This window comes from Klebsiella sp. H-Nf2, assembly GCF_002806645.1.
Classification (GTDB): Bacteria; Pseudomonadota; Gammaproteobacteria; order Enterobacterales; family Enterobacteriaceae; genus Klebsiella; species Klebsiella variicola.
Window position 1 is genome coordinate 1 of the sequence record NZ_PIBL01000014.1, and the last position, 22,076, is coordinate 22,076.

General features: G+C 53.5%; 20 protein-coding genes and 1 pseudogene. 17 read left to right on the top strand and 4 right to left on the bottom strand.

The window, feature by feature from the left end:
* From CWM58_RS29480 to uraH, 6 genes and pseudogenes are all read left to right on the top strand, one after another.
* Positions 1 to 1,103: VENN motif pre-toxin domain-containing protein (locus CWM58_RS29480; RefSeq protein WP_206056653.1), on the top strand; the 1,103-nt coding region annotated here is incomplete at its 5' end.
* 14 nt (positions 1,104 to 1,117) lie between these two features.
* Complete coding sequence (locus CWM58_RS23865; RefSeq protein ID WP_100681950.1) at positions 1,118 to 1,417, top strand: hypothetical protein; 300 nt, start codon at positions 1,118 to 1,120, stop codon at positions 1,415 to 1,417.
* Positions 1,418 to 1,556: 139 nt separating this feature from the next.
* Positions 1,557 to 2,680 (top strand): annotated as a pseudogene (locus tag CWM58_RS23870) (VENN motif pre-toxin domain-containing protein); the annotation flags it as partial.
* Positions 2,681 to 3,569: 889 nt separating this feature from the next.
* Positions 3,570 to 4,034 carry a glycine zipper 2TM domain-containing protein gene (locus tag CWM58_RS23880; RefSeq protein ID WP_071839111.1) on the top strand — a complete coding sequence of 155 codons (465 nt, stop codon included), beginning with the start codon at positions 3,570 to 3,572 and terminating at the stop codon, positions 4,032 to 4,034.
* 90 nt (positions 4,035 to 4,124) lie between these two features.
* A complete protein-coding gene (locus CWM58_RS23885; RefSeq protein ID WP_133122438.1) occupies positions 4,125 to 4,499 on the top strand; it encodes a hypothetical protein in 375 nt (124 codons plus the stop codon).
* A gap of 327 nt (positions 4,500 to 4,826) precedes the next feature.
* Positions 4,827 to 5,228: a hydroxyisourate hydrolase gene (gene uraH, locus CWM58_RS23890; protein WP_008805473.1), complete on the top strand. Its 402-nt coding sequence runs from the start codon at positions 4,827 to 4,829 to the stop codon at positions 5,226 to 5,228.
* Positions 5,229 to 5,306: 78 nt separating this feature from the next.
* On the opposite strand, the gene CWM58_RS23895 is transcribed toward uraH, so the two are convergent.
* The gene (locus CWM58_RS23895) at positions 5,307 to 5,477 is read right to left on the bottom strand and encodes an ATP-NAD kinase (protein WP_074386678.1); all 171 of its coding nucleotides are present in this window, start codon (positions 5,475 to 5,477) and stop codon (positions 5,307 to 5,309) included.
* 325 nt (positions 5,478 to 5,802) lie between these two features.
* Between CWM58_RS23895 and CWM58_RS28880 the strand changes: the two genes are divergently transcribed.
* Both CWM58_RS28880 and CWM58_RS23900 read left to right on the top strand, forming a co-directional pair.
* A complete protein-coding gene (locus CWM58_RS28880) occupies positions 5,803 to 5,943 on the top strand; it encodes a hypothetical protein (protein WP_162677911.1) in 141 nt (46 codons plus the stop codon).
* A 45-nt stretch (positions 5,944 to 5,988) separates the two neighbouring features.
* Positions 5,989 to 7,293, top strand: coding sequence for a citrate synthase (locus tag CWM58_RS23900; RefSeq protein WP_074386677.1), 1,305 nt, complete (start codon positions 5,989 to 5,991; stop codon positions 7,291 to 7,293).
* 51 nt (positions 7,294 to 7,344) lie between these two features.
* Here the strand turns inward: CWM58_RS23900 and CWM58_RS23905 are convergent, their stop codons facing one another.
* The gene (locus CWM58_RS23905; protein WP_070611853.1) at positions 7,345 to 7,650 is read right to left on the bottom strand and encodes a hypothetical protein; all 306 of its coding nucleotides are present in this window, start codon (positions 7,648 to 7,650) and stop codon (positions 7,345 to 7,347) included.
* On the bottom strand, positions 7,628 to 8,290 hold the full coding sequence (locus CWM58_RS23910; protein ID WP_074386675.1) for a LuxR C-terminal-related transcriptional regulator: 663 nt from the start codon (positions 8,288 to 8,290) through the stop codon (positions 7,628 to 7,630). The genes CWM58_RS23905 and CWM58_RS23910 overlap by 23 nt, the downstream gene beginning before the upstream one ends.
* A 470-nt stretch (positions 8,291 to 8,760) precedes the next feature.
* Here CWM58_RS23910 and CWM58_RS23915 point away from each other — a divergent pair, with 470 nt between their 5' ends.
* From CWM58_RS23915 to CWM58_RS23930, 4 genes are read left to right on the top strand one after another with little or no spacing between them, the layout of a single operon-like run.
* Positions 8,761 to 9,321 carry a fimbrial protein gene (locus tag CWM58_RS23915; protein ID WP_100681951.1) on the top strand — a complete coding sequence of 187 codons (561 nt, stop codon included), beginning with the start codon at positions 8,761 to 8,763 and terminating at the stop codon, positions 9,319 to 9,321.
* Between the two features lie 58 nt (positions 9,322 to 9,379).
* Positions 9,380 to 10,075, top strand: a complete 696-nt coding sequence (locus CWM58_RS23920) for a molecular chaperone (RefSeq protein ID WP_100681952.1) — start codon at positions 9,380 to 9,382, stop codon at positions 10,073 to 10,075.
* A 10-nt stretch (positions 10,076 to 10,085) separates the two neighbouring features.
* Positions 10,086 to 12,521, top strand: coding sequence for a fimbria/pilus outer membrane usher protein (locus CWM58_RS23925; protein ID WP_100681953.1), 2,436 nt, complete (start codon positions 10,086 to 10,088; stop codon positions 12,519 to 12,521).
* A gap of 1 nt (position 12,522) precedes the next feature.
* The gene (locus CWM58_RS23930) at positions 12,523 to 13,548 is read left to right on the top strand and encodes a fimbrial protein (protein WP_100681954.1); all 1,026 of its coding nucleotides are present in this window, start codon (positions 12,523 to 12,525) and stop codon (positions 13,546 to 13,548) included.
* Positions 13,549 to 13,570: 22 nt separating this feature from the next.
* On the opposite strand, the gene CWM58_RS23935 is transcribed toward CWM58_RS23930, so the two are convergent.
* Positions 13,571 to 14,437, bottom strand: a complete 867-nt coding sequence (locus tag CWM58_RS23935; protein ID WP_100681955.1) for a GNAT family N-acetyltransferase — start codon at positions 14,435 to 14,437, stop codon at positions 13,571 to 13,573.
* 510 nt (positions 14,438 to 14,947) lie between these two features.
* On the opposite strand from CWM58_RS23935, the gene CWM58_RS23945 reads away from it, so the two are divergent.
* From CWM58_RS23945 to cadA, 5 genes are all read left to right on the top strand, one after another.
* Positions 14,948 to 15,868, top strand: a complete 921-nt coding sequence (locus tag CWM58_RS23945) for a Kdo(2)-lipid IV(A) acyltransferase (RefSeq protein WP_100681957.1) — start codon at positions 14,948 to 14,950, stop codon at positions 15,866 to 15,868.
* 100 nt (positions 15,869 to 15,968) lie between these two features.
* On the top strand, positions 15,969 to 16,241 hold the full coding sequence (locus CWM58_RS23950) for a DUF1471 domain-containing protein (protein ID WP_002892402.1): 273 nt from the start codon (positions 15,969 to 15,971) through the stop codon (positions 16,239 to 16,241).
* Between the two features lie 292 nt (positions 16,242 to 16,533).
* Positions 16,534 to 18,096 (top strand): lysine decarboxylation/transport transcriptional activator CadC, encoded by a 1,563-nt coding sequence (cadC, locus tag CWM58_RS23955; RefSeq protein WP_100681958.1) that lies wholly within the window; start codon positions 16,534 to 16,536, stop codon positions 18,094 to 18,096.
* A gap of 365 nt (positions 18,097 to 18,461) precedes the next feature.
* Positions 18,462 to 19,799 carry a cadaverine/lysine antiporter gene (gene cadB, locus CWM58_RS23965; RefSeq protein ID WP_015367859.1) on the top strand — a complete coding sequence of 446 codons (1,338 nt, stop codon included), beginning with the start codon at positions 18,462 to 18,464 and terminating at the stop codon, positions 19,797 to 19,799.
* 82 nt (positions 19,800 to 19,881) lie between these two features.
* Positions 19,882 to 22,029 carry a lysine decarboxylase CadA gene (gene cadA, locus CWM58_RS23970; RefSeq protein ID WP_002892486.1) on the top strand — a complete coding sequence of 716 codons (2,148 nt, stop codon included), beginning with the start codon at positions 19,882 to 19,884 and terminating at the stop codon, positions 22,027 to 22,029.
* Positions 22,030 to 22,076 lie beyond the last annotated feature (47 nt).

Sequence of the window (22,076 nt, forward strand, 5' to 3'; positions counted from 1 at the left end):
ACGTGGCTGACCTGAGTCGCGACACGGAACACGCCAGCGGCAGTATCGGGCCGATATTTGACAAGGAGAAGGAGCAGCGGCGCCTGCAGGAAGTGCAGCTGACAGGGGAGATTGGCAGCCAGGCGGCAGATATTGCGCGCACGCAGGGGCAAATAAACGCGCTGGAAGCGGCGCGCAAGGTTCATCCGGCAATGTCAGCGGAGCAGCTGAAAGAGACGCAAACGTACAAAGATGAACAGGCGAAATACGGCACGGGCAGCGATATCCAGCGGGGTATCCAGGCAGCCACGGCAGCGCTGCAGGGACTGGCGGGCGGTGATATCGCCGGAGCGCTGGCAGGGGCATCGGCGCCGGAGCTGGCGAATCTTATCGGTCACGGTTCAGGGCTGAGTGACGGTGCCGCGGTGGTGGCTCACGCTATCCTGGGCGGTGCGGTGGCGGCGCTGCAGGGCAACAGTGCGTCGGCGGGTGCGGCAGGTTCGGCAGCAGGTGAACTGGCCGCAAAGGCTATAGCAGGCATGCTGTATCCGGGCGTGACGGACTTGTCCACGCTGACGGAAGCACAGAAGCAGACGGTGAGCACGCTGGCCACTATTTCAGCGGGAATGGCAGGCGGTCTGGCCGGGGACAGTACGGCGTCAGCGGCGGCGGGCGCGCAGGGCGGGAAGAACTCGGTGGAGAATAACTCGCTGAGTAAGAAAGATAAGATCTTCGATATCAACCCGATGCTGAAGATAGGTATTGAAGGGGCTGATGGCGATCCGCTGAAAGGCGGTGGTGGGATTGGTAAGTTTACGATTAATAAAGGACAACAGAACAAACACTTACCTGGAACTAATGAGTATAATATAGCATCGGAAGCAGGTTTGAATAAAAGTATTCTTACTGTCTCACCTGATTTATTTTTACCCAAATTGGGAACTGGTCAGCAGGTAGGTAATACCCCAGTCGGTACCCCTGGTTCTAAGGAACGAATAAACTATGGTCAAAATATTGGAAACTATATTGACCCTCAGACTGGAGTGTCCACACCGACAACAAACGGCATAGTTCACTATGGTAAAAATGGTGTACATATTGTTCCTGCAAGACCATCAGAGTAACTAAGGAATATATAATGGTTTTATATGATTCAAATGTGTATTTAAAACTTTCAGTGCAAAGAGCTTTATTTGGAAATGTGACTCCTAATATCAGAGCTGTTGTTGCTGAATTATCAGGTAAGAACATTAGCTTACTATTTTATTTTGATGGACAAATTGATGATGATGATAAAGAGCTAGTGTCAGTAATAGAAACTGAAATTATTGCTGATTTTGATGAAGATTTTACTATTGACACGACGGTTAAGCGTCTTGATCCCCCACAACCGATAAAAAATAAAAATGGTTTACTGATATACATAAGAAAAGAGTAAAAAGAAGATCCCGACGAATTCCGGATCTTCTTTTTAACCGTCATTTTTTCGGCAACCCGCTGACGTTGCTAAGCCCCTACGGTAATTCCTTGGATTAACCAAGGTTCATCCGGCAATGTCAGCGGAGCAGCTGAAAGAGACGCAAACGTACAAAGATGAACAGGCGAAATACGGCACGGGCAGCGATATCCAGCGGGGTATCCAGGCAGCCACTGCAGCGCTTCAGGGGCTGGCGGGCGGTGATATCGCCGGGGCGCTGGCAGGGGCGCGCCGGAGCTGGCGAATCTTATCGGTCACGGTTCAGGGCTGAGTGACGGTGCCGCGGTGGTGGCGCACGCTATCCTGGGCGGTGCGGTGGCGGCATTGCAGGGCAACAGTGCCGCGGCGGGCGCAGCCGGCGCGGCAGCAGGTGAACTGGCCGCGAGGGCGATTGCTGGTATGCTGTATCCGGGCGTGACGGACTTGTCCACGCTGACGGAAGCACAGAAGCAGACGGTCAGTACGCTGGCCACTATTTCAGCGGGAATGGCAGGCGGTCTGGCCGGGGACAGTACGGCGTCAGCCGTGGCGGGCGCGCAGGCAGGGAAGAATGCGGTGGAGAATAATTTACTTGGCGGTAGTGAAGATGCGCAGGCGGCATGGATACGGCAGCATGGTGTTGATATGGCGACCTGTTCCGATAATCCGAGTGGGGCTGCATGTCAGAAAGCAATAAATGAGCGTAATGCAGTAGGGATGGCACTGGCGTCTGGTGGGGTAGCTATACTCCCAGGGACAGCACAGGCGATGTGGGCGCTTGGCACAGGTGCAAGTGCCGGGATTGGCTATTTAGCGGATGGCTCGGTTGACCCTTCCAGCGCGGTAATTGCTGGCTGGGTGAATGTGTTAAGTATGGGGAATGGACTGAGGGGTACCGTAGGCTGGAATACGGCGGGCGGTGCGTTCAGTAACTGGATAGATGGGAAAGATCCCGTGTCAGGCGCGTTGATTAATGGTGCAGGTTCTGCTGTGGGCTATGGTGTTGGCAAAGGGATTTCGTGGGGAGTTAATACTGGCACAAATTGGTGGAAAGGCGGTTGGGATCCGAAATTTAACCCTGACTTGCAGAAATACACTGAAATTAAAGGTGATTTTGGTATTTCGAAGGAAATGACACCAAGCAATTTCCCCAGCTCGATTGGTGATATTGGAGGGAGCATCACTTCAGAATTAGAAAGTAAGTATACAGAGCAAAAAATGAAACAAGAGGAAAATAAGAAATGAGGTTACTTAACTCAGTATTGCTTCTTATTTTCTTTGTTTTGATTAGTATGGTGTCTATCTTCCTAACTGGATTTGTTTTATATGTATGTGGAGAATTTTTCTTCCTTTTTTATAAACAAATTCCAGTATCTTTTACTACATATAACCTTTTGCTCATATGCAAAATCAGTGTTTATGTTGGTAGCTTTGTTGGGATAGTTATGTGGGCTGCCAGGCTACTGAGATTAAAGGGTTTTTAGTTATTGTTGAGAATGATTTACTTGGTGGTAGTGAAGATGCGCAGGCGGCATGCTTGCGATGTAAGCATCCCGGCAATCGCACCTGGATCTTCTTTTTAGCCGTCAGCACCTGACCGGCTCGATCACAGCTGTTCCTGTTCCACGCTGACCATCACCGGTGTGTGAGTGCTGAATCCCGCTTCTGCCAGCCAGTTACAGCACGACCTGTGTGAAGCGGACCCCACCCAGAGCCAGAGTGCTTCCACGACGGGAAGTACAGGCGACAGCGTGGTGATTGATCCCGGCTACAATAGCCGGAATAACATGATCATTATCACCGCCCATTAGATCTGGCCTGCGACAGAAATATCAAAACAAATACGCGGTTATGAAAAGACGGGATTGAGGTCATTGAAATAGTTGGTTGTGACCTGGAACCCGGCAGCGGTGGGGGAGACGTTGCATGATATGCCCAATTATCAGAGCTTAGTAGATTATTGCTGGCGTCAAATGGGGCTGGTGAGCCCTTGCCCTTCATCTTCAATTTTTTTCAGGATGACGTAATGATTAAAGCCTATAATACATATTATACCAGTAAATTTTTATCATTATTGTCCAGCTGATTATTTATGAAATGATGACGTTAATATGCAGCAAATGGAGAGGTTAACATGCTTAAAAAAATGTGTTTAATTGCTTTTACATTAGTTATTGCTGGATGTACCAATACCAGTCATCTTTCAGGTGATGTCCATTCTTCAGCCACGGCTGGACGCATACAACAAGTTTTTTATGGCCAGCTGGTGTCAGTCAGAGCGGTGCAAATTCAGGCGGGTGATAACAGCAATGCGCTTGGCGCTGTCGCCGGAGGCGTCATTGGTGGTGTGGCGGGAAGTGCCGTCGGTGGCGGTTCAGGCCAAAGACTGGCGACGGCGACTGGCGCTGTTGCGGGAGGTTTAGCAGGTCAGGCGGTTCAGGCAAGAATGAATCTTGTTCAAGGGGTCGAGCTTGAAATACGCTTAGATGATGGAAGAACGTTCATGGTCGTACAACGTCAGGGGCCAACGCGATTCTCGGTAGGGCAACGTGTTGCCATTTCATCCGTAGGTGGGCAAACGACAGTATCCCCACGCTAATTTTAATAGTTAATAACATAAATACCTAATGCCAGCTACGCTTTAAGGCTGGCATGGTAAAAATGGAATATCTCAAAATTAGGGTGTTTTATGAAAAAACCATCTTATTTTTTAAAGGTAATTTGCCTCTTTTTTTCAGGAACACTTATCGCTAGTTGCTCTGTGTTTATGACGAATATTGGAAACTCGCAAACGATGAATGTCAGTTTTGTTTCAAACCCGCAGACAACCGTTCGATGCCTTAAAACCGGTGCGAAAATTAACGGTTTTATTCTTGATGATAGTCAGTTAACTGATGAGGGTAAGCTTTTCTTAACGAAACAAGATATGAACTCAGCCATTTCGATTATGGTCACGGAAAGTTTAAACAGTACAGACTTACGCGTTCGTTTTGATAACAGAGATAGCATCTTGATCGATGGCTGGAATAAAACAATCCGATACTGCAGAAGAACGATACCCTAATAACAATGATGTCTTTTAAAAGCGGGAATATATCAGGCGTCAACTCGCTCACCATTCTTATCAGTTTCAGGAATAGTGGTGAGCTTGAGCGTAACAGGCTAATCATACTGCATGAAAATAAGTAGGCAACGTAGTCAGAAACACGACCCTGGGCTGTGAGGCGTGCGATAGAGCCAGGCTCTGGTCGCAAATCTTTTGCTTGCGGATAGCCTTCTCAGCAGACATATCCTCTATATGTCTATATTTTGATAACAAAAAGTTTAATTTTTTTCCCCGCCGCGCTGACTATAGTTAGGGCACTTTCACTTGCCCAATAAGGTCACGATTATGAAATTAGTTATCGCCTCCGTAATTTCTCTGCTCAGCTTCAGCGCGCTGGCGGCGCCAGAGGGGACGCTCAGCGTACACATTCTTAATCAGCAAACCGGGCTCCCTTCACCGGGGGTGCAGATTGAGCTGGATAAACAGCAGGGGGAGAGCTGGCAGCATATCGCCACCGGTAAAACGGATGCCGATGGGCGGATTAAATCGCTCTATCCGCAGGCGGAGAATATGGAGCCGGGGGTTTATAAAGTGACGTTTAAAACCGGTGACTATTTTAAAAGCCAAAACATGAATACGTTCTTCCCGGTGGTTCCGGTTATTTTCAATGTCACAAAGCAAAATCAAAAACTGCATATCCCGCTGCTGCTCAGTCAGTACGGATACTCTACCTACCGCGGCAGCTGATGACGCAAGCCGCCATCCAGCCAACGCCTGCGCGTCTCCCGCAGGCGTCACGTTTTCCTCACACAACGACCTCCACGCCTAACGCTCGGTCTCTTTCTCTTTAAAGTGTTTAACAGCTTCGTCGTACATCGCCAGCAGACCGGAAATATCGCCTTCATATTGCGGCACGCGCTGGGCGCGAACGAGCTCAATCAGCAGCGCATAGGCTGCTTCTTCCGGGGCTGCATGCGGATTGATCAGTCCAGACATATTACCTCCTTAACAGTGGGCCTTTAGCCTACCCCTCGGCGGGAAACCGCAACAGCCTGATATGCAACCAGTACTTCTTGTATGGCTCTTGTGAAACCTCAGAGGCGAAGACCACGGCGGAAGTCAACTGAAGGAGGGGGTTATCCAGGCCACTGGCGTGGCGGTTAGCGGTACGTCTACACTGGCAGCTGGCTCATCATCAACCAGGCGATGGTAATGCAGATGAGGGTCATCGACAGCACAAAATTCATGGTAGCTCTTCTTCATCCTATCTTTACTCAGCTTAAATTTTGACAGCGATGATCGCCTTTATCCTTGGCGATTTGTGCCGCTATCCGGCGGTGGGGTGGGGAAAGACGGCCTGTTTCCCCGTGAAGGCCAGCAAAATATTCTCTTTGTCAGGGTTATAGTGATGACATCAATGAATAAGCTGCATCACATTGGTTATGTTGGTCTTTCCGCCTGAAGAATGACTTCAGGTCGCTGATAAGCTTGCTGGGGGACTAACAGGATGAGCACTACACCGTTAACGCTTTCTTTTGCCGGGCAACAACCGCCCATCGCCCTGCCGCAGGTGCCGGGAACGCGGGGGCCGGTGGGAGTCGACATGCGCGGGCTAAATCAGTCCGGATTCTGCAGCTATGACCCCGGCTTCGCCAATACCGCCGGATGCCAGTCGGCGATCTCGTGGATCGATACGGAAAACAGCGTGCTGCTGCACCGCGGCTATCCCGTCGATCAGCTGGCTCGCCAGTGCGATTTTCTCGAAGTGGCCTACATCATGCTGAACGGTGACGCGCCGGATGAGGCCAGCTATCAAACCTTTCGCGAGACCATCACCCGCCATACTCTGGTCCACGAGCAGATAGCCCGCATGTGCAGCGGCTTTCGACGTGACTCGCACCCCATGGCGCTGATGTGCGCTCTGGTGGGGGCGCTGGCGGCGTTTTATCATGATGTCCTGGATGTGGAAAATCCGCAGCACCGGGCGCTGGCCGCCACCCGGTTACTGTCGAAAATGCCCACCATCGCCGCCATGAGCTACAAGTACACCATTGAGCAACCCGCCGCGTATCCGCGCAACGATCTCTCCTATGCCGGAAATTTCCTGCAGATGCTGTTTGCTATCCCGGCGGAAAAATACGTCCTCAATCCGGTTATTGAGCAAGCGATGAACCAGATCCTGGTGCTCCATGCCGATCACGGGCAGTGCGCCTCGACCACCACGGTGCGTGCGGCGGGCTCCTCCGGGGCAAACTTATTCGCCTGCATCGCCGCCGGGCTGGCGTCGCTGTGGGGGCCAATGCATGGTGGCGCCAATGAATCGAGCATGCGAATGCTGGAGGAGATTGAAAGCGTTGATCAGGTTCCGGCGTTTCTGCGCCAGGCGAAGCGCGATCCGCAGGCATTTCGCCGGCTGGGTTTTGGCAACTCGCGCTACCGTCACCGCGATCCGCGCGCCGGGATCCTGCGTGAAACCAGCCATCGGGTACTGGCGGAGGTAGGCATGTCCGACCGTCTGCTGCAGGTGGCGATGGCCCTTGAGGACGTGGCGCTGACAGACCCCTACTTTGTGGAAAATGGCCTGTCGCCGAGCGTGGATTTTTATACCGCGGTGATCCTCAAGGCGATGAATCTGCCTTCGTCGATGTTTGCGGTGGTCACCGCGGTCGGTCGGACGGTCGGCTGGGTGGCGCACTGGAACGAGATGCACCAGGCGCCGCTGACCATCTACCGCCCACGGCAAATTTACGTTGGCGAGGGCTATCGGGATTACGTCTCCCGACGCGACGAGCAGCCTGCTGGCCCAAGGTAATGCGTACGGGCAGGAGGCGCGCGGCGTCTTCCTGCCCAGGCGGGTTGCTACTTAGAGATGCCGGGAGAGCAGATAGTGCTCGACGGCGGTATATTCGGTTAACCGGGTATACAGCGCCAACAGGGCGCTGAGAAAAGCGCCTACCTCACAGGCCTGCGGCCCGGGCGTGGCGAGTAATGGCTGTAGCGTAGCTCTCAGTTGATCAAGGTCAGGCTTCAGCACATACGGTATATGCAGGGTGCTGAGGATGGCTTCAGTCTGCTGGAAATCGTGACGAGATGGCAACGCCTCGTCTGCGCTTAGCCAGCTCAGGATAATCAACATGAGGCGATTTTTAGCGTAGAGATACGATTTCATGGCCTGTCTCCTGTCGGTAGTGGCGCAACACCATCCCCTGAACTTTGTTCATCAGTTCCACGTTATTTTTCACCGCCAGCTTGCTAAGGACGCGTGAACGGTAGTAGTAGACCCGTTTGATCGTGAGCTGCATGGTGCTGGCCACGTGACACAACGGCATTCCCCCCATCAGCAGGCTGATTAAAAAAGTTTCCTTACGGGTCAGGTTATAGCTGTCAGGTATGGCGATATAGAGCTTGTCGGCGGGGGGCGACGTCCAGCGCGGTCCGCGGGCAAGGGCCGTACTGAGCCCGGCAAAACTGGTGATGAACTCTGCGCCGAGCACAATAGCGAGGCTGCTTTCGAGCTCGCTCAACGGGTAGCCTGATTTGGCAAAAATAAAGATCCGGATCAGGGGATTAAACGATTTTAAACTGAGCGCGACCTGCAGTACTTCGATGTTAGCGCTGCTGTAATCAATAAGGATAGTGCTTAACCGGGCTCCAGCATCGGTCGCAAAAAAAGTATAGAACATCTCACTCTGTCCGCTAAACGGGTAACAGAGCATTTCTTTAATATCCAGAGGCTTGCTGTTTGGTTCATTAATATACGCCTTCAGCGCAATATTAAAATATTCTGAATCCGCAATGCAGATCAACATAATGACCTCCTGGCATAAATACGCTGTGCATGCTGTCCTGCCTGATTCGACAATTTACTGTAGAGAATACCCGCCTTAAATAACATACTCCCTGCGCTTTGAATCCAGGGGGGAGAACGTGGGAGGAGGAAGTTAATAATGATGGTGAGATATTTAGATCGCATTTTTCGAATGTCTTTTAGAAAATAAAAAATAAAAATTATTATTTATTTACAATGAGTTATGTTTTTAATGTGGGTTTTTTTTATTTCTTTTTCAGAGTGGCGTTAAGATTTTTCTATAAAAAGAAGGAATGGTCCTGGTAGCGAATTTGAATAATAAACAATGAAGTGAGTAGGATGTCAGTGCAGGGAAGGGTTTAAAAGATAACAGGCTAATCCAATGGACTGAGCATTAATAAATTGTACGTATAAAGTACGCCAGGGTATTTCCTGAACGATTCTCCATAAGCGTGGTGATGAGGAGTGAATATGAAAAAATACAGCAATGGAATGGCATCTTTCGTGGTGATGATGATGCTTTCTCCGGTAGCGGCTCAGGCTGCTGATGGCAAAGTCACCTTTAATGGTGAAGTCATCGAAAATACTTGTACGGTAGTGAATAAAGACAAGACGGTGACCCTGCCGACGGTCCAGCGTTCGGCGCTCAGCAGCGCGGGTGAGACGGCGGGCGTGGTTCCCTTCACCATCGATCTGACGAGCTGCACCCCAGGGGCTGATGTCTCGGTGTACTTCGAGAAAGATCAATACGTTTCCACGGAGGGCCGACTAAAAAACACCCTGTCTGACGGCACGGAAGCAGAAAACGTCGATGTGGAGCTGCTGAACACCCGGTTTACGCCGATTAACCTCGCGGAGACCCCGGCGGTCGCTGCGGACGGCACCATTGCTCGCCCGGACGTGATCCCGGTGGCGGTGGCTGAGCAGGATGGTTCCGCCTCGCTGCCTTTCTATGCCCGCTACTATGCGACCGACGCCGCTTCGGCTGGAAAAGTCGCCACCTACGTCAACTTTACGGTGGTTTATCCATAAACCCTGTCCACGGCCCCGCTCAGGGGCCGTTTATCCACCCGGCAAGGAGGAGGTGAATATGCGGCGTATGGTTCTGGCATGGCTGCTGTCCAGCATTTTACCCTCGGCGGACGCCAGCATGGTTATTGACGGCACACGGATTATTTTTCCCGGCGATAAAAAAGAGATCGCCATCCGGGCCACCAATATGGGGGAAACCCCCTCTCTGACGCAGGTCTGGGTCGACGATGGCCGCGTGCAAAATCAACCGGAAAAAGATGCGGCGCCGTTTATTGTGCTGCCGCCGATTGTGCGTATCGAGCCGGGAAAGGGCCAGAGCTGGCGTCTGATGTTCAACGGCAGCCGTCTGCCGCAGGATCGGGAGTCGCTGTTCTGGTTCAATCTGCTGGACATTCCACCTGAGCCGAAAAACGGCACGGCAATCAATTATCTGCAGCTCGCGATACGGTCGCGTATCAAGCTGTTTTACCGTCCTGCAGGCGTGGCGGCGGAAAAAATGGCACCGGAGAATGCCCTGCGCTGGGCGCTGGCTCCCACGGGCAACGGGCTGCGGGTGAGCAATGCCTCAGCGCGCTATATCACCATCGACAGCATCACCCTTAACGGACAAAAACAGTCCGCTGGCATGGTCGCCCCTTTTTCCTCGCTGGAGATCGCGCCTAAAGGGGTCGCGCTGCGCACGCTGCCGGAGAAATTCAGCTTCACCACCATCAATGATTACGGCGCGGTAGTGAATCATAATTATCCTCAGTAAGGACATTATTATGAAACTCAGGGAGATCAAGTTTGGGTTGATGCTGCTCCTTCCCTGGCAGGAGGCATGGGCGGCAGAGGCGTTTAGTTTTAACCGCGCCCATTTGCACGGCGCCGCGCAGGTTGATCTCCAGAAATATCAATACGGTAATCCGCTGCACGCCGGACAGTATCGCAGCACGCTCTCGGTGAATGGCCGGGACCTGGCGGAAGAAACGTTTGTCATCCAGGAACACGATGGCCAGCTTGAGCCCTGCATCTCGCCCTCGCTGTTCGACGCCCTGCAGCTGAAGGACGCCCAGTGGCCGGCGGCGGCCACCTGCCTGCGCTTCTCGCAGATCGATAAGGCGATCGGCTGGGAGTATGACAGCGGGGAAAACGTCCTGCGGGTAAATATGCCCCAGGCGCTGCTGCAACCCCATTATCGGGGGGCGGTGAACCTGAAGAAGGTGGATAGCGGCGTGCCCGCCGCAGTGCTGCGCTATCAGGCCAACAGCTATCAGAGCATCGTCGACGGGGATACCAGCAGCAATCATTATCTCGGGCTGGATGCCAGCCTGCGTGCCTTTGGCTGGCGGTTACATCACCAGTCCAGCTACCAGGCTCAGGAGGGGAGCACGCACTGGGATAGCATCGCCACCTGGGCTGAGAGAAGTGTCGTGAACTGGGCGTCCACGTTACGGCTGGGTCAGGGGTGGACCGATGGGACCTTCTTTGACAGCGTCAGTTTTATCGGCGGCAGGTTGGCCACCGATGTTCGCATGCTGCCGGGCTCCCGCCGCGGCTTTGCACCGTCGGTTAGCGGCGTGGCGCGCACCAATGCCCGCGTGACGGTCACCCAGAACGGCGCCCTGTTGTACGAGGCCACGGTTCCACCGGGCAAATTCACCTTTGACGATCTCTATCCCACCAACGCCGGCGGCGATTTACAGGTAACGATCCATGAGGCGGACGGCAGTCAGGAGACCTTTACCGTGCCGTACGCCGCGCTGCCTGGCCTGGTGCGGGCAGGCGCGGTCTACTATGACCTGTCGCTGGGCTATCTGGATGAGGACGAGATCGCCGGGCGGCCGGGATTTGGCGAAGCCACAGTGCAGTACGGCTTCAATGACTATGTCAGCGGCTATACCGGCGCCAACGCGACGACGGATTATTACTCGACGCTGGTCGGCAGCGCCTTCAATACCTACTGGGGGGCGCTGGCGGTCGATCTTTCCCGTTCTGCGGCGAAGGGTAGGGAACGCGGCTGGCAGGAGGGGTATCGCTGGCGGGTATCCGCATCAAAATCCTTCGCGTCCGATACGCGGATGCTGGTCTCGATGAGCCACAGCAACGACGGCAACTATCGTTCCATTCGCGACGCCGTCCGGGAGCACGACCGTTACCCCAACGACTGGCGGGAGATGACCCGCTACAGCGCGACGTTGTCTCAGCAGGCCAGCAGCGGTAGCCTGTCATTTAACGGAATCTGGAGTGAGGATGTCCGCCACCACCGCTGGCGCTCCTATCAGCTGGGGTACGCCAACCGCTATGGTCAGCTCAATTACTACCTGTACGCCCAGCAGAGTCAGGATATTCATCACCGCAATAATCAGGTGGTGGGCGTCTCCTTTTCGCTGCCGTTCGGGCAGGCGGGCAGCCTGACTACCCGCTTTAACCATGATAAGAGCTACGGCAGCCAGCTGCAGTCCAGCTATACCGGCAGCGCTGGCGAGAAAAATGCCTTTAGCTATGGCCTGACCGCCAGCTACGACATGCCGCGGGAGAACCCGCACGAGGCCAGCGTTGGGGGCAACGGTAGCCTGCGTACGGATTATGCGTACCTGAATGCCAGCGCCAGCGCCGGTCGCCACCAGCAGCAGTACTCGCTGGGGGCATCGGGCGCCCTGGTGGCGCATCAGGGCGGAATGACCGCCACCCCCGAACTGGGGGAAACCTTCGCCATTGTGGAAGCGCCCGGCGCGGCGGGCGCTCGGGTGGCAAACCGCCTCGGACAGCCGATAAACCGCCAGGGTTTTACGATCATCCCTTACCTCGATCCCTTTACCCATAACTGGCTGGATCTCGATCCGCAGGGTCTGAACGACCACGTGGAGATTGTCTCCAGTAGTACGACGGTGGTGCCCGATTCGGGCGCGGCGGTGAAGGTCAAATTTATCACGCGTACCGGCTATCCCTGGTTTGCCCATGTCACGCTGCCGGATGGCGCGGCGCCCCCGCTGGGCGCGGAGGTGTTTGACGAGAGCGGTCGGGCGGTTGGCGCCGTCGGTCAGGGCGGGCTGCTGTATGCCCGGGTGCCGCAGGCCCACGGCAGCGTCTCGGTAGTATGGGGCGAACGCAGCGGGCAACACTGCCGGTTGGCCTATGCCATCCGCGGCGACGCGGCGCAGCAGGTTAGCCGCGGTACGCCGCATCAGGTCTGCTGGCCGGAAATAAAGGAGAAGTAATATGAAAAAAATCATCGCATCAGGGGTACCGCTTCTGCTGGCCGGCGGATACTGCGCCTCGCTGTCGGCAGCGTGCCAGATGGTCAGTGGCAAAACTATCGAGTATTCAGTGAACGTCAGCCAGGCCAGTATCAACCTTGACGTCAGCAATCGCCCCATCGGCTCCCTGCTATACAGCTACGGAGGGATGATTATCACTAATAACGAACGCTGGGAGATCGCCTGCAGCGGCAGCGAGCCCGGCGGGTTTCAGAGCATCGGCGGCTCACGGGTCGGCCCGGCGGGAGACGGCAAGCCCGGGGATATCTACAGCATCGACCGCCTGCCGGGCATTGGCTACAGCTTCCAGATGGGGGAACAGGATGGCATTAATTTCGATCCCCTGTTCACGGCCTGGCCCTCAGCGCCGGTATTTTCCGGCCAGCGCGCATTTCAGGCGGAAAATAAAAAACCGACCATCTATTTCTGGCGGATTGCCGATAACGGCGGTCTACCGCCGCCGGGCGAGTATTGCCTTAACGATTACCTTGGCGATATTTATCTTGGCGGAGTACAGGCGATGCGCTTTAGCGTCAGTGGGCTCTGTATTCAGGTCAAATCACCCACCTGCAAGATTACTGACGACAGTAAAAACATTAACGTCTTCCTCGGGCGGCATAACAAAACCGCGTTTACCGGGCTCAACAGCACCACCGCCCCGGTTCCTTTTAACATCAACCTGACGAACTGTGAAAATGTCGGCAGCGTGTTTATGCAGTTTAACGCGACGGTGGACAGCACTGTCGCCGCCAACGAGGTGATTAAAATCGATGACCAACCTGAAGGCGCATCCGGACTTGGCGTGCAAATCCTCAGTGCCGGCGGCGCGCTGGTGCCGCTAAACCAGGTGAGCCAGATCTGGTCCGGGAATAAAGGCAGTCAGACGAACTACCGTTTATCCTATCAGGCCCGCTATATCCAGACGCAGCCCGCAGTGACAGCGGGCGAGGCGAACGCCAGCGCGACCTTCGTGGTGACTTATCACTGATTGGCCTGACGGCGTAGCGTCGTCAGGCATGAGCCAATAAAGGAAACATCAACTTCCTGTCTTTAAACAGATTTTCCTTCTGGTCATAGACGAAGAGGATATCTTCTCCCTCAATCTTCTCGTACTCGCCGAGCCGGTCTTCACTGGGGGTAAAACCGAGTATGGCCTGGTAAACATGGTCATCGGCCAGTTCGTTGACCAGCGTCGACAGGCTCTTACCCTCCTCGCAGAAGAGGTCAAAGCAGATCAGCACCGGACCGTTTTGCATGGCGATAACCACCGCCTCATTTTTTGCCGAGTAATAGACGAAATGCTTCATAAAGGCTGAGCAGTAAAACATCAGCAGGCCAAAATTATGCTCCACCCGCAGCGGTGAGAACGGGTTGGATTTTTCGTAGTAATGGCGGAGCAGGGCAACATCGTCTGCGCTGTCCATATTCAGTTTGCGAAAATCACCGGCTCGCGGGGAGACCGGCATAATATATTGATGCTCTTCGCTGCGGGTGAAGCCAAATTTGGGATAAAAATCCACTGTAGTGGGATTGGCGAATAAAAAGAAGGCGTCCGCCTCCTGCTGCCAGTCCTGCAGGATGTGATGGATAAGCTGGCCGGCTAATCCCTTATTACGGTGGTCCGGTTCGGTCATCACGGTGCCAATCTGAATATAACGCCGGGGCTCGCCCTGCCAGCGCAGGTCGATGATATTGGCCGAAGCGTTAGCGATAACTTTATTGCGTTCGACAAAGGCGTAGGGGATATAGGCGTCGGTCCAGTAACCTTGCTGATACCACTCTTCAAAAGACAGATCAAAAGTCTTAACGGCAAGGTCAATGAAGCTTTTTCTTAATGGGCTATTTTCTCTGACTTGCTTCACTAATTGATAATTCATTGTCATAGTTCCTTCTCACTATGGCTTCTGAAAGCGGCGACGTCGGCAAAGGCACTTGCGTCGAATGAGCGCTGTAAACGTAGCATATCTGGGAAAAGGATCAGCAATGTCGATGCTTAACCATTGCCCCAGTCACAAATAACCGCATGCTGGCGTCGCCGGATGAAGCTGAACGTTTCGCTACAGTGTCTGTTATCGCCATGCTGCAGGCCGACGAAGAGGAGCAACAAAACCGGCGCTGAGAAAATTCACTGGTTACTTTGTCGGCAATCGGCCGCGCCGTAGAGGTTAGGTTTATTTATTTCCGTATAAAACAGGAAATCTTACTCGGTGAGTCTAATAATAGGTAAGTGCCAGCGCAATGGCTGAAATGGTTTAAGCGTTAACTTATAATAACGCGTCTGGTGTCTGAGTATTACCGCACGAATTGGAAAAATACAACATGCAGGATCCGCTACTTTATTTCGCGGTTTTTGCTCAGCTATTATTGAGTGAATTAACAGGATTACTATGTCAAATTTACCCAAATTTTCCCGCGCGCTGTTGCACCCGCGTTACTGGCTGTTATGGCTGGGAATTGGCTTTTTATGGCTGCTGGTGCAATTACCGTATCCGGTGATCTACCGTCTGGGGACGGCGCTTGGGCGACTGGCGATGCGGGTGATGAAAAGCCGCGCGCGGATTGCCAGACGTAATCTCGAACTCTGCTTTCCCGAGATGAGCGCCGCCGACCGCGAGGCGTTGCTGGTGAAAAACTTTGAATCGCTGGGTATGGGGCTGATGGAGACCGGCATGGCCTGGTTCTGGCCGACGCACCGGGTGGCGCGCTGGACCGAGACCAGCGGCGTTAACGAGGTGATCGAACTCCTCGAACAAAAACAGGGCATCTTACTGATCGGTATCCATTTTCTGACCCTCGAAATGGGGGCGCGGATGTATGGCATGTTTACCCCAGGCATTGGCGTCTACCGGCCCAATGACAATCCGCTGATTGACTGGCTGCAGACCTGGGGACGCTTACGCTCTAACAAGACCATGCTGGATCGAAAAAATCTGAAAGGGATGGTCAGGGCGCTAAAGGATGGGGAGATCCTCTGGTATGCGCCAGATCACGATTACGGTCCGGCCAGCAGCGTTTTTGCGCCGCTGTTTGCCGTCGAGCAGGCGGCGACCACCACCGGCACCTGGATGCTGGCGAAAATGTCCGGAGCGACAATTGTGCCGTTTGTTCCGCGGCGCAAGCCCAACGGCATGGGGTATGAGCTGATCTCCCTGACGCCGGAGCGCACGCCGCCGCTGGCGAGTGCCGAGGTCACGGCGGCATGGATGAATCAGATCATCGAACAGTGCATCCTGATGGCGCCCGAGCAATATATGTGGCTACACCGGCGTTTTAAGACCCGTCCGGAAGGGGTACCGCCGCGTTACTGAACGCTTCGGCCAAAAAATAAGCGCATCGGTAGCACGCTCAGTAAATCGCCGTCTATACTGAAAGAGCCTGACTGAAGGCTAATTCCAAGGAGATTGCAGGATGAAAAAAGTGATAGTCGCGTTAGCCCTTTCCGCCGTTGCATTTGGCGCGTCCGCCGCGCAGTTGATCACCAAAGAAGAAGTGAAACACTTCAAACTGACCAAGGTCGGACCGATCTCGGTAGGGCCGTCTGGTGGCGAGTTCTCTTCGCCTTCCGATCTGCACGATCAGCTCTCTAAGCTGGCCGATGAGAAAGGCGGAAAATATTACGTGATTACCGCTGCGCGCGAGCATGGTCCTAACTTCGAAGCCACAGCGGAAGTGTATAAATAACCTTTTTTAAAGCGTGCCATCGCGGCGCGCGACAGACTGAGCCTGGAGCGCGTTAAGCCTCCAGGCTTATTTTTTTCCTGCGACGGGAATTTCCACCGGCAATCTCGACAGCGAAAACGCGTTTTTATCGCTATATATAAATTTCATGATCACGATGTTAATGAAATATTGCTTTTCATTGCCGCAAAAGGCGAATTCCGACCTAATGCCTGAGGGAGTGACCCCTGGCAAAAATAGGTAGGACAAATGTGTTATCATCGCGCCTTTCCCTTTTTGTCTGGGGCTTTCTTGTATGCTACAACCTGTTGTTCGCGTCGGTGAATGGCTGGTAACCCCCTCTGTAAACCAAATCAGCAGGAAGGGGCGCCAGCTTACCCTTGAACCGCGTTTAATCGACCTTCTGGTCTTTTTTGCTCGCCATCCGGGGGAAGTGCTTAGCCGGGACGAGCTTATCGAAAACGTCTGGACCCGTAACGTTGTGACCAGCCACGTCGTCACGCAGAGTATTTCCGAACTGCGCAAGTCGCTCAAAGACGGCGATGACGTTAGCCTTGAGTACATCGCGACGGTACCCAAACGGGGGTATAAGCTCACGGTGCCGGTGATCTGGTGCACCGAGGAGGGGGAGGAACTCGCCCCGCAGATGGAGGTGCTGACGTCTTCACCGTCGGCTGACATGCCCATGCCACCGGCGGCGGCTGCGCCGCCCGACATGCCGGAACCCCCTCCGGATCTCGCCGCACCGGCGCCTGCCGTCGCCAGCGCGCCGTCAACCCGCAAACGTCTCACTACCGCTCTGGTGTGGGGGCTGTTTCTGCTGGCGCTGGGCACCTGCGTGGCGCTGGTGGCGCTGTCGAGCATAGAGTCGCGGCCGCCGGTTAACAAGGCGCGCCTGTTGCTTAATCCGCGTGATATCGATATCCACCTGGTCAATGGTAACTCCTGCACCAACTGGTCGTCGCAGCACTCCTACGCGGTCGGCCTGGCCAGCCTGATCACCACCTCGCTAAACACCTTCTCGACCTTTATGGTGCATGACAAAACGGACTACAACATCAATGAGCCGAGCAGTTCCGGGAAAACGCTGACCATTGAGTTCGTCAATCAGCGCCACTACCGGGCACAGCAGTGCTTTATGTCGGTCCAGCTGGTGGATAACGCTGACAGCTCGACGATGCTGGATAAACGCTACTTTGTGACCAATGACAACCAGCTGACCATTCAGAACGATCTGATGAACAGCCTGTCGGATGCCCTGACGCAGCCGTGGCCGGCGCGGATGCAGGCGATGCTCAGGCAGTATCAGCCGTCGCAAAGCGTGGCGTTAACCTACTTCTACCAGTCGCATCAGCTGCTAATGAAGGGCGATGTCGATTCATTAAGTAAGGCCAGCAGTCTGCTGGACGATGTGATTAAGCGGGCGCCGGATTTTATTTACGCCTATGCCGAAAAAACGCTGGTGGATGTATTACGCCATTCGCAGCAGCCGCTGGACGATAAACAGCTGGCTGCCCTCTACAGTGAAGTTGAGCGGGTAGGGGAGATGCCGGGTATTAAAGACATGGCGATTTATTATCAAATAAAAGCGGTAGATTCGTTGGGTAAGGGTAAAGTCGACGAAGCGAATACCGCGATTAACAGTGCGATTGATTTAGAGATGTCGTGGCTGAATTATGTGCTGTTAGGCAAAGTCTATGAGATGAAAGGAGAGAACCGACTGGCTGCCGATTCTTACATCACTGCGTTTAATTTACGGCCCGGCGGAGATACGCTGTACTGGATAGAAAACGGCGTTTTCCAGACGTCGGTTAACCGTGTGGTTCCGTATCTCGATAATTTTCTCTCTTCAGAATAAGTAAACCCTCATCGTGCGCAAGGTTTTGGGCGTGATGAGGTTAAATTTATGTTTCTCATGAAGCCTCTGGTTGTTATTTATATTTAGCATTCTGGAGGCTTTAAATAACAGTTAAGTAACACACTCACCTTACTCTAACTGCATGTAATACAACGATGTTTATCTTTTTCTGACACCCTGTTGTCATGTTTATATGTTAAGCGAAAAAGGTCAAAATATCATTTGTCTGATGTTTGTTGTTATTTCACTTTATCTTTAGGACTTATCTCGTACAAATCAGTAATCTTGTTGGCAGTTGGTCGGGTCAATTAATGGTTCTGTATCATGATCTGTACCTCCCAAATAAACTTAGGAGAAAAACAACCATGAGTTCTGCCAAGAAGATCGGGCTATTTGCCTGTACCGGTGTCGTCGCCGGTAATATGATGGGGAGCGGTATTGCATTATTACCTGCGAACCTGGCCAGCATCGGTGGTATTGCCATTTGGGGCTGGGTAATTTCAATTATTGGTGCGATGTCTCTGGCTTATGTTTATGCCCGACTGGCCACTAAGAACCCGCAACAGGGTGGTCCAATTGCCTACGCCGGGGAAATATCTCCCGCATTCGGTTTCCAGACCGGTGTGCTTTATTATCATGCAAACTGGATTGGTAACCTGGCCATCGGGATTACCGCAGTTTCTTATCTCTCTACGTTCTTCCCAATTTTAAATAACCCGGTGCCAGCAGGTATTGCCTGTATTGCCATCGTGTGGATCTTTACTTTCGTTAATATGCTCGGCGGGACCTGGGTCAGCCGTCTGACCACTATTGGTCTGGTACTGGTGCTTATTCCAGTGGTCATGACCGCGGTTGTCGGCTGGCACTGGTTTGACGCAGCGACCTATCAGGCGAACTGGAACACCTCCAGCACCACCGATAGCCACGCGGTCATTAAAAGTATCCTGCTCTGCCTGTGGGCCTTTGTTGGCGTCGAATCCGCCGCCGTGAGTACCGGGATGGTGAAAAACCCGAAACGTACCGTACCGCTGGCAACCATGCTGGGTACTGCGATGGCCGGTATCGTCTATATCGCCGCGACTCAGGTTATCGCCGGTATGTATCCTGCTTCTCAGATGGCCGCGTCCGGTGCGCCGTTCGCGATTAGCGCCTCTACCATTCTCGGCGGCTGGGCTGCTCCGATGGTTTCCGCTTTCACTGCCTTCGCTTGCCTGACTTCTCTGGGCTCGTGGATGATGCTGGTTGGCCAGGCCGGTGTACGTGCCGCCAACGACGGTAACTTCCCGAAAGTGTATGGCGAAGTCGATAGCAACGGTATCCCGAAAAAAGGCCTGCTGCTGGCGGCGGTGAAAATGACCGCGCTGATGGTGCTGATTACCCTGATGAACTCCGCCGGTGGTAAAGCCTCCGACCTGTTCGGTGAACTGACCGGTATCGCGGTACTGCTGACCATGCTGCCTTACTTCTACTCCTGTGTTGACCTGATTCGTTTCGAAGGCATCAACATTCGTAACTTCGTTAGCCTGATTTGTTCGGTACTGGGTTGCGTGTTCTGCTTCATCGCGCTGATGGGCGCAAGCTCCTTCGAACTGGCCGGCACCTTTATCGTTAGCCTGATTATCCTGATGTTCTACGGTCGCAAAATGCACCAGCGCCAGCAGAACAACGCAACGGATAACAACAGCCCCGCTAACGCGCACTAATCAGTAACCCGTTTTCCTGAGGCTCCTTCCATCACCTGTCACAACGCGACGGGAGGGGCTTTCTACATCTGGAGATTTGACTATGAACGTTATTGCAATCATGAATCACATGGGTGTTTACTTCAAAGAAGAACCCATCCGTGAACTGCATCGTGCTCTCGAACGCCTGGACTTCCGTATTGTCTACCCGAACGACCGTGACGACTTATTAAAACTTATCGAAAATAACTCTCGTCTGTGCGGCGTGATCTTCGACTGGGATAAATACAATCTCGAACTGTGCGAAGAAATCAGCAAAATGAATGAGTACATGCCGCTGTACGCGTTCGCTAACACCTACTCCACCCTGGACGTTAGCCTGAACGATCTGCGCATGCAGGTTCGCTTCTTCGAATATGCGCTGGGCGCCGCGGAAGATATCGCGAACAAAATCAAACAGAACACTGACGAATACATCGACACCATTCTGCCGCCGCTGACCAAAGCGCTGTTCAAATATGTCCGTGAAGGTAAATACACCTTCTGTACCCCTGGCCACATGGGCGGTACCGCGTTCCAGAAAAGCCCGGTAGGCAGCATCTTCTATGATTTCTTTGGTTCCAACACCATGAAATCCGATATCTCCATTTCGGTTTCTGAACTGGGTTCCCTGCTGGACCACAGCGGCCCGCACAAAGAAGCGGAAGAGTATATCGCTCGTGTGTTTAACGCAGAACGCAGCTACATGGTGACCAACGGTACCTCTACTGCTAACAAAATCGTCGGCATGTACTCCGCGCCGGCCGGCAGCACCGTGCTGATTGACCGTAACTGCCACAAATCGCTGACTCACCTGATGATGATGAGCGACATTACGCCGATCTACTTCCGTCCGACCCGTAACGCCTACGGTATCCTCGGCGGTATTCCGCAGAGCGAATTTCAGCACGCGACTATCGCCAAGCGTGTGAAAGAGACGCCGAATGCGACCTGGCCGGTACACGCGGTGATCACCAACTCAACCTATGATGGTCTGCTGTATAACACCGACTTCATCAAGAAAACCCTGGATGTGAAATCCATCCACTTTGACTCCGCATGGGTCCCTTACACCAACTTCTCGCCGATCTATGAAGGCAAATGCGGGATGAGCGGCGGCCGTGTCGAAGGGAAAGTGATCTACGAAACCCAGTCCACGCATAAACTGCTGGCGGCATTCTCTCAGGCGTCGATGATCCACGTGAAAGGCGACGTAAACGAAGAGACCTTCAACGAAGCCTACATGATGCACACCACCACTTCCCCGCACTACGGGATCGTGGCGTCCACCGAAACCGCGGCGGCGATGATGAAGGGTAACGCCGGTAAGCGTTTGATCGACGGCTCTATTGAACGTTCCATCAAGTTCCGTAAAGAGATCAAACGTCTGAAAGGCGAGTCTGACGGCTGGTTCTTCGACGTCTGGCAGCCGGAGCATATCGATGGTCCTGAATGCTGGCCGCTGCGTTCCGACAGCGCATGGCACGGTTTCAAAAACATCGATAACGAGCACATGTACCTCGACCCGATCAAAGTCACGCTGCTGACGCCGGGGATGAAGAAAGACGGCACCATGGATGACTTCGGTATTCCGGCGAGCATCGTGGCGAAATATCTCGACGAACACGGCATCGTGGTGGAGAAAACCGGTCCGTACAACCTGCTGTTCCTGTTCAGCATCGGTATCGACAAAACCAAAGCGCTGAGCCTGCTGCGTGCGCTGACCGACTTCAAACGCGCGTTCGACCTGAACCTGCGGGTGAAAAACATGCTGCCGTCGCTGTACCGTGAAGATCCTGAATTCTATGAAAACATGCGTATTCAGGACCTGGCGCAGAACATTCACAAACTGATTGAGCATCACAACCTGCCGGACCTGATGTTCCGCGCGTTTGAAGTGCTGCCATCGATGGTGATGACCCCGTATGCCGCGTTCCAGAAAGAGCTGCACGGTCAGACGGAAGAAGTGTACCTCGAAGAGATGGTCGGCCGCGTCAACGCCAACATGATCCTGCCGTATCCTCCGGGAGTACCGCTGGTGATGCCGGGTGAGATGATCACCGAAGAAAGCCGCCCGGTACTGGAATTCCTGCAGATGCTGTGCGAAATCGGCGCTCACTACCCGGGCTTCGAAACCGATATCCACGGCGCATATCGTCAGGCGGATGGTCGTTACACCGTTAAAGTGCTGAAAGAAGAGAACAACAAGTAATAGACGCACTACAAGGGAAGTGGCTTGCCACTTCCCTTTTTTCACGC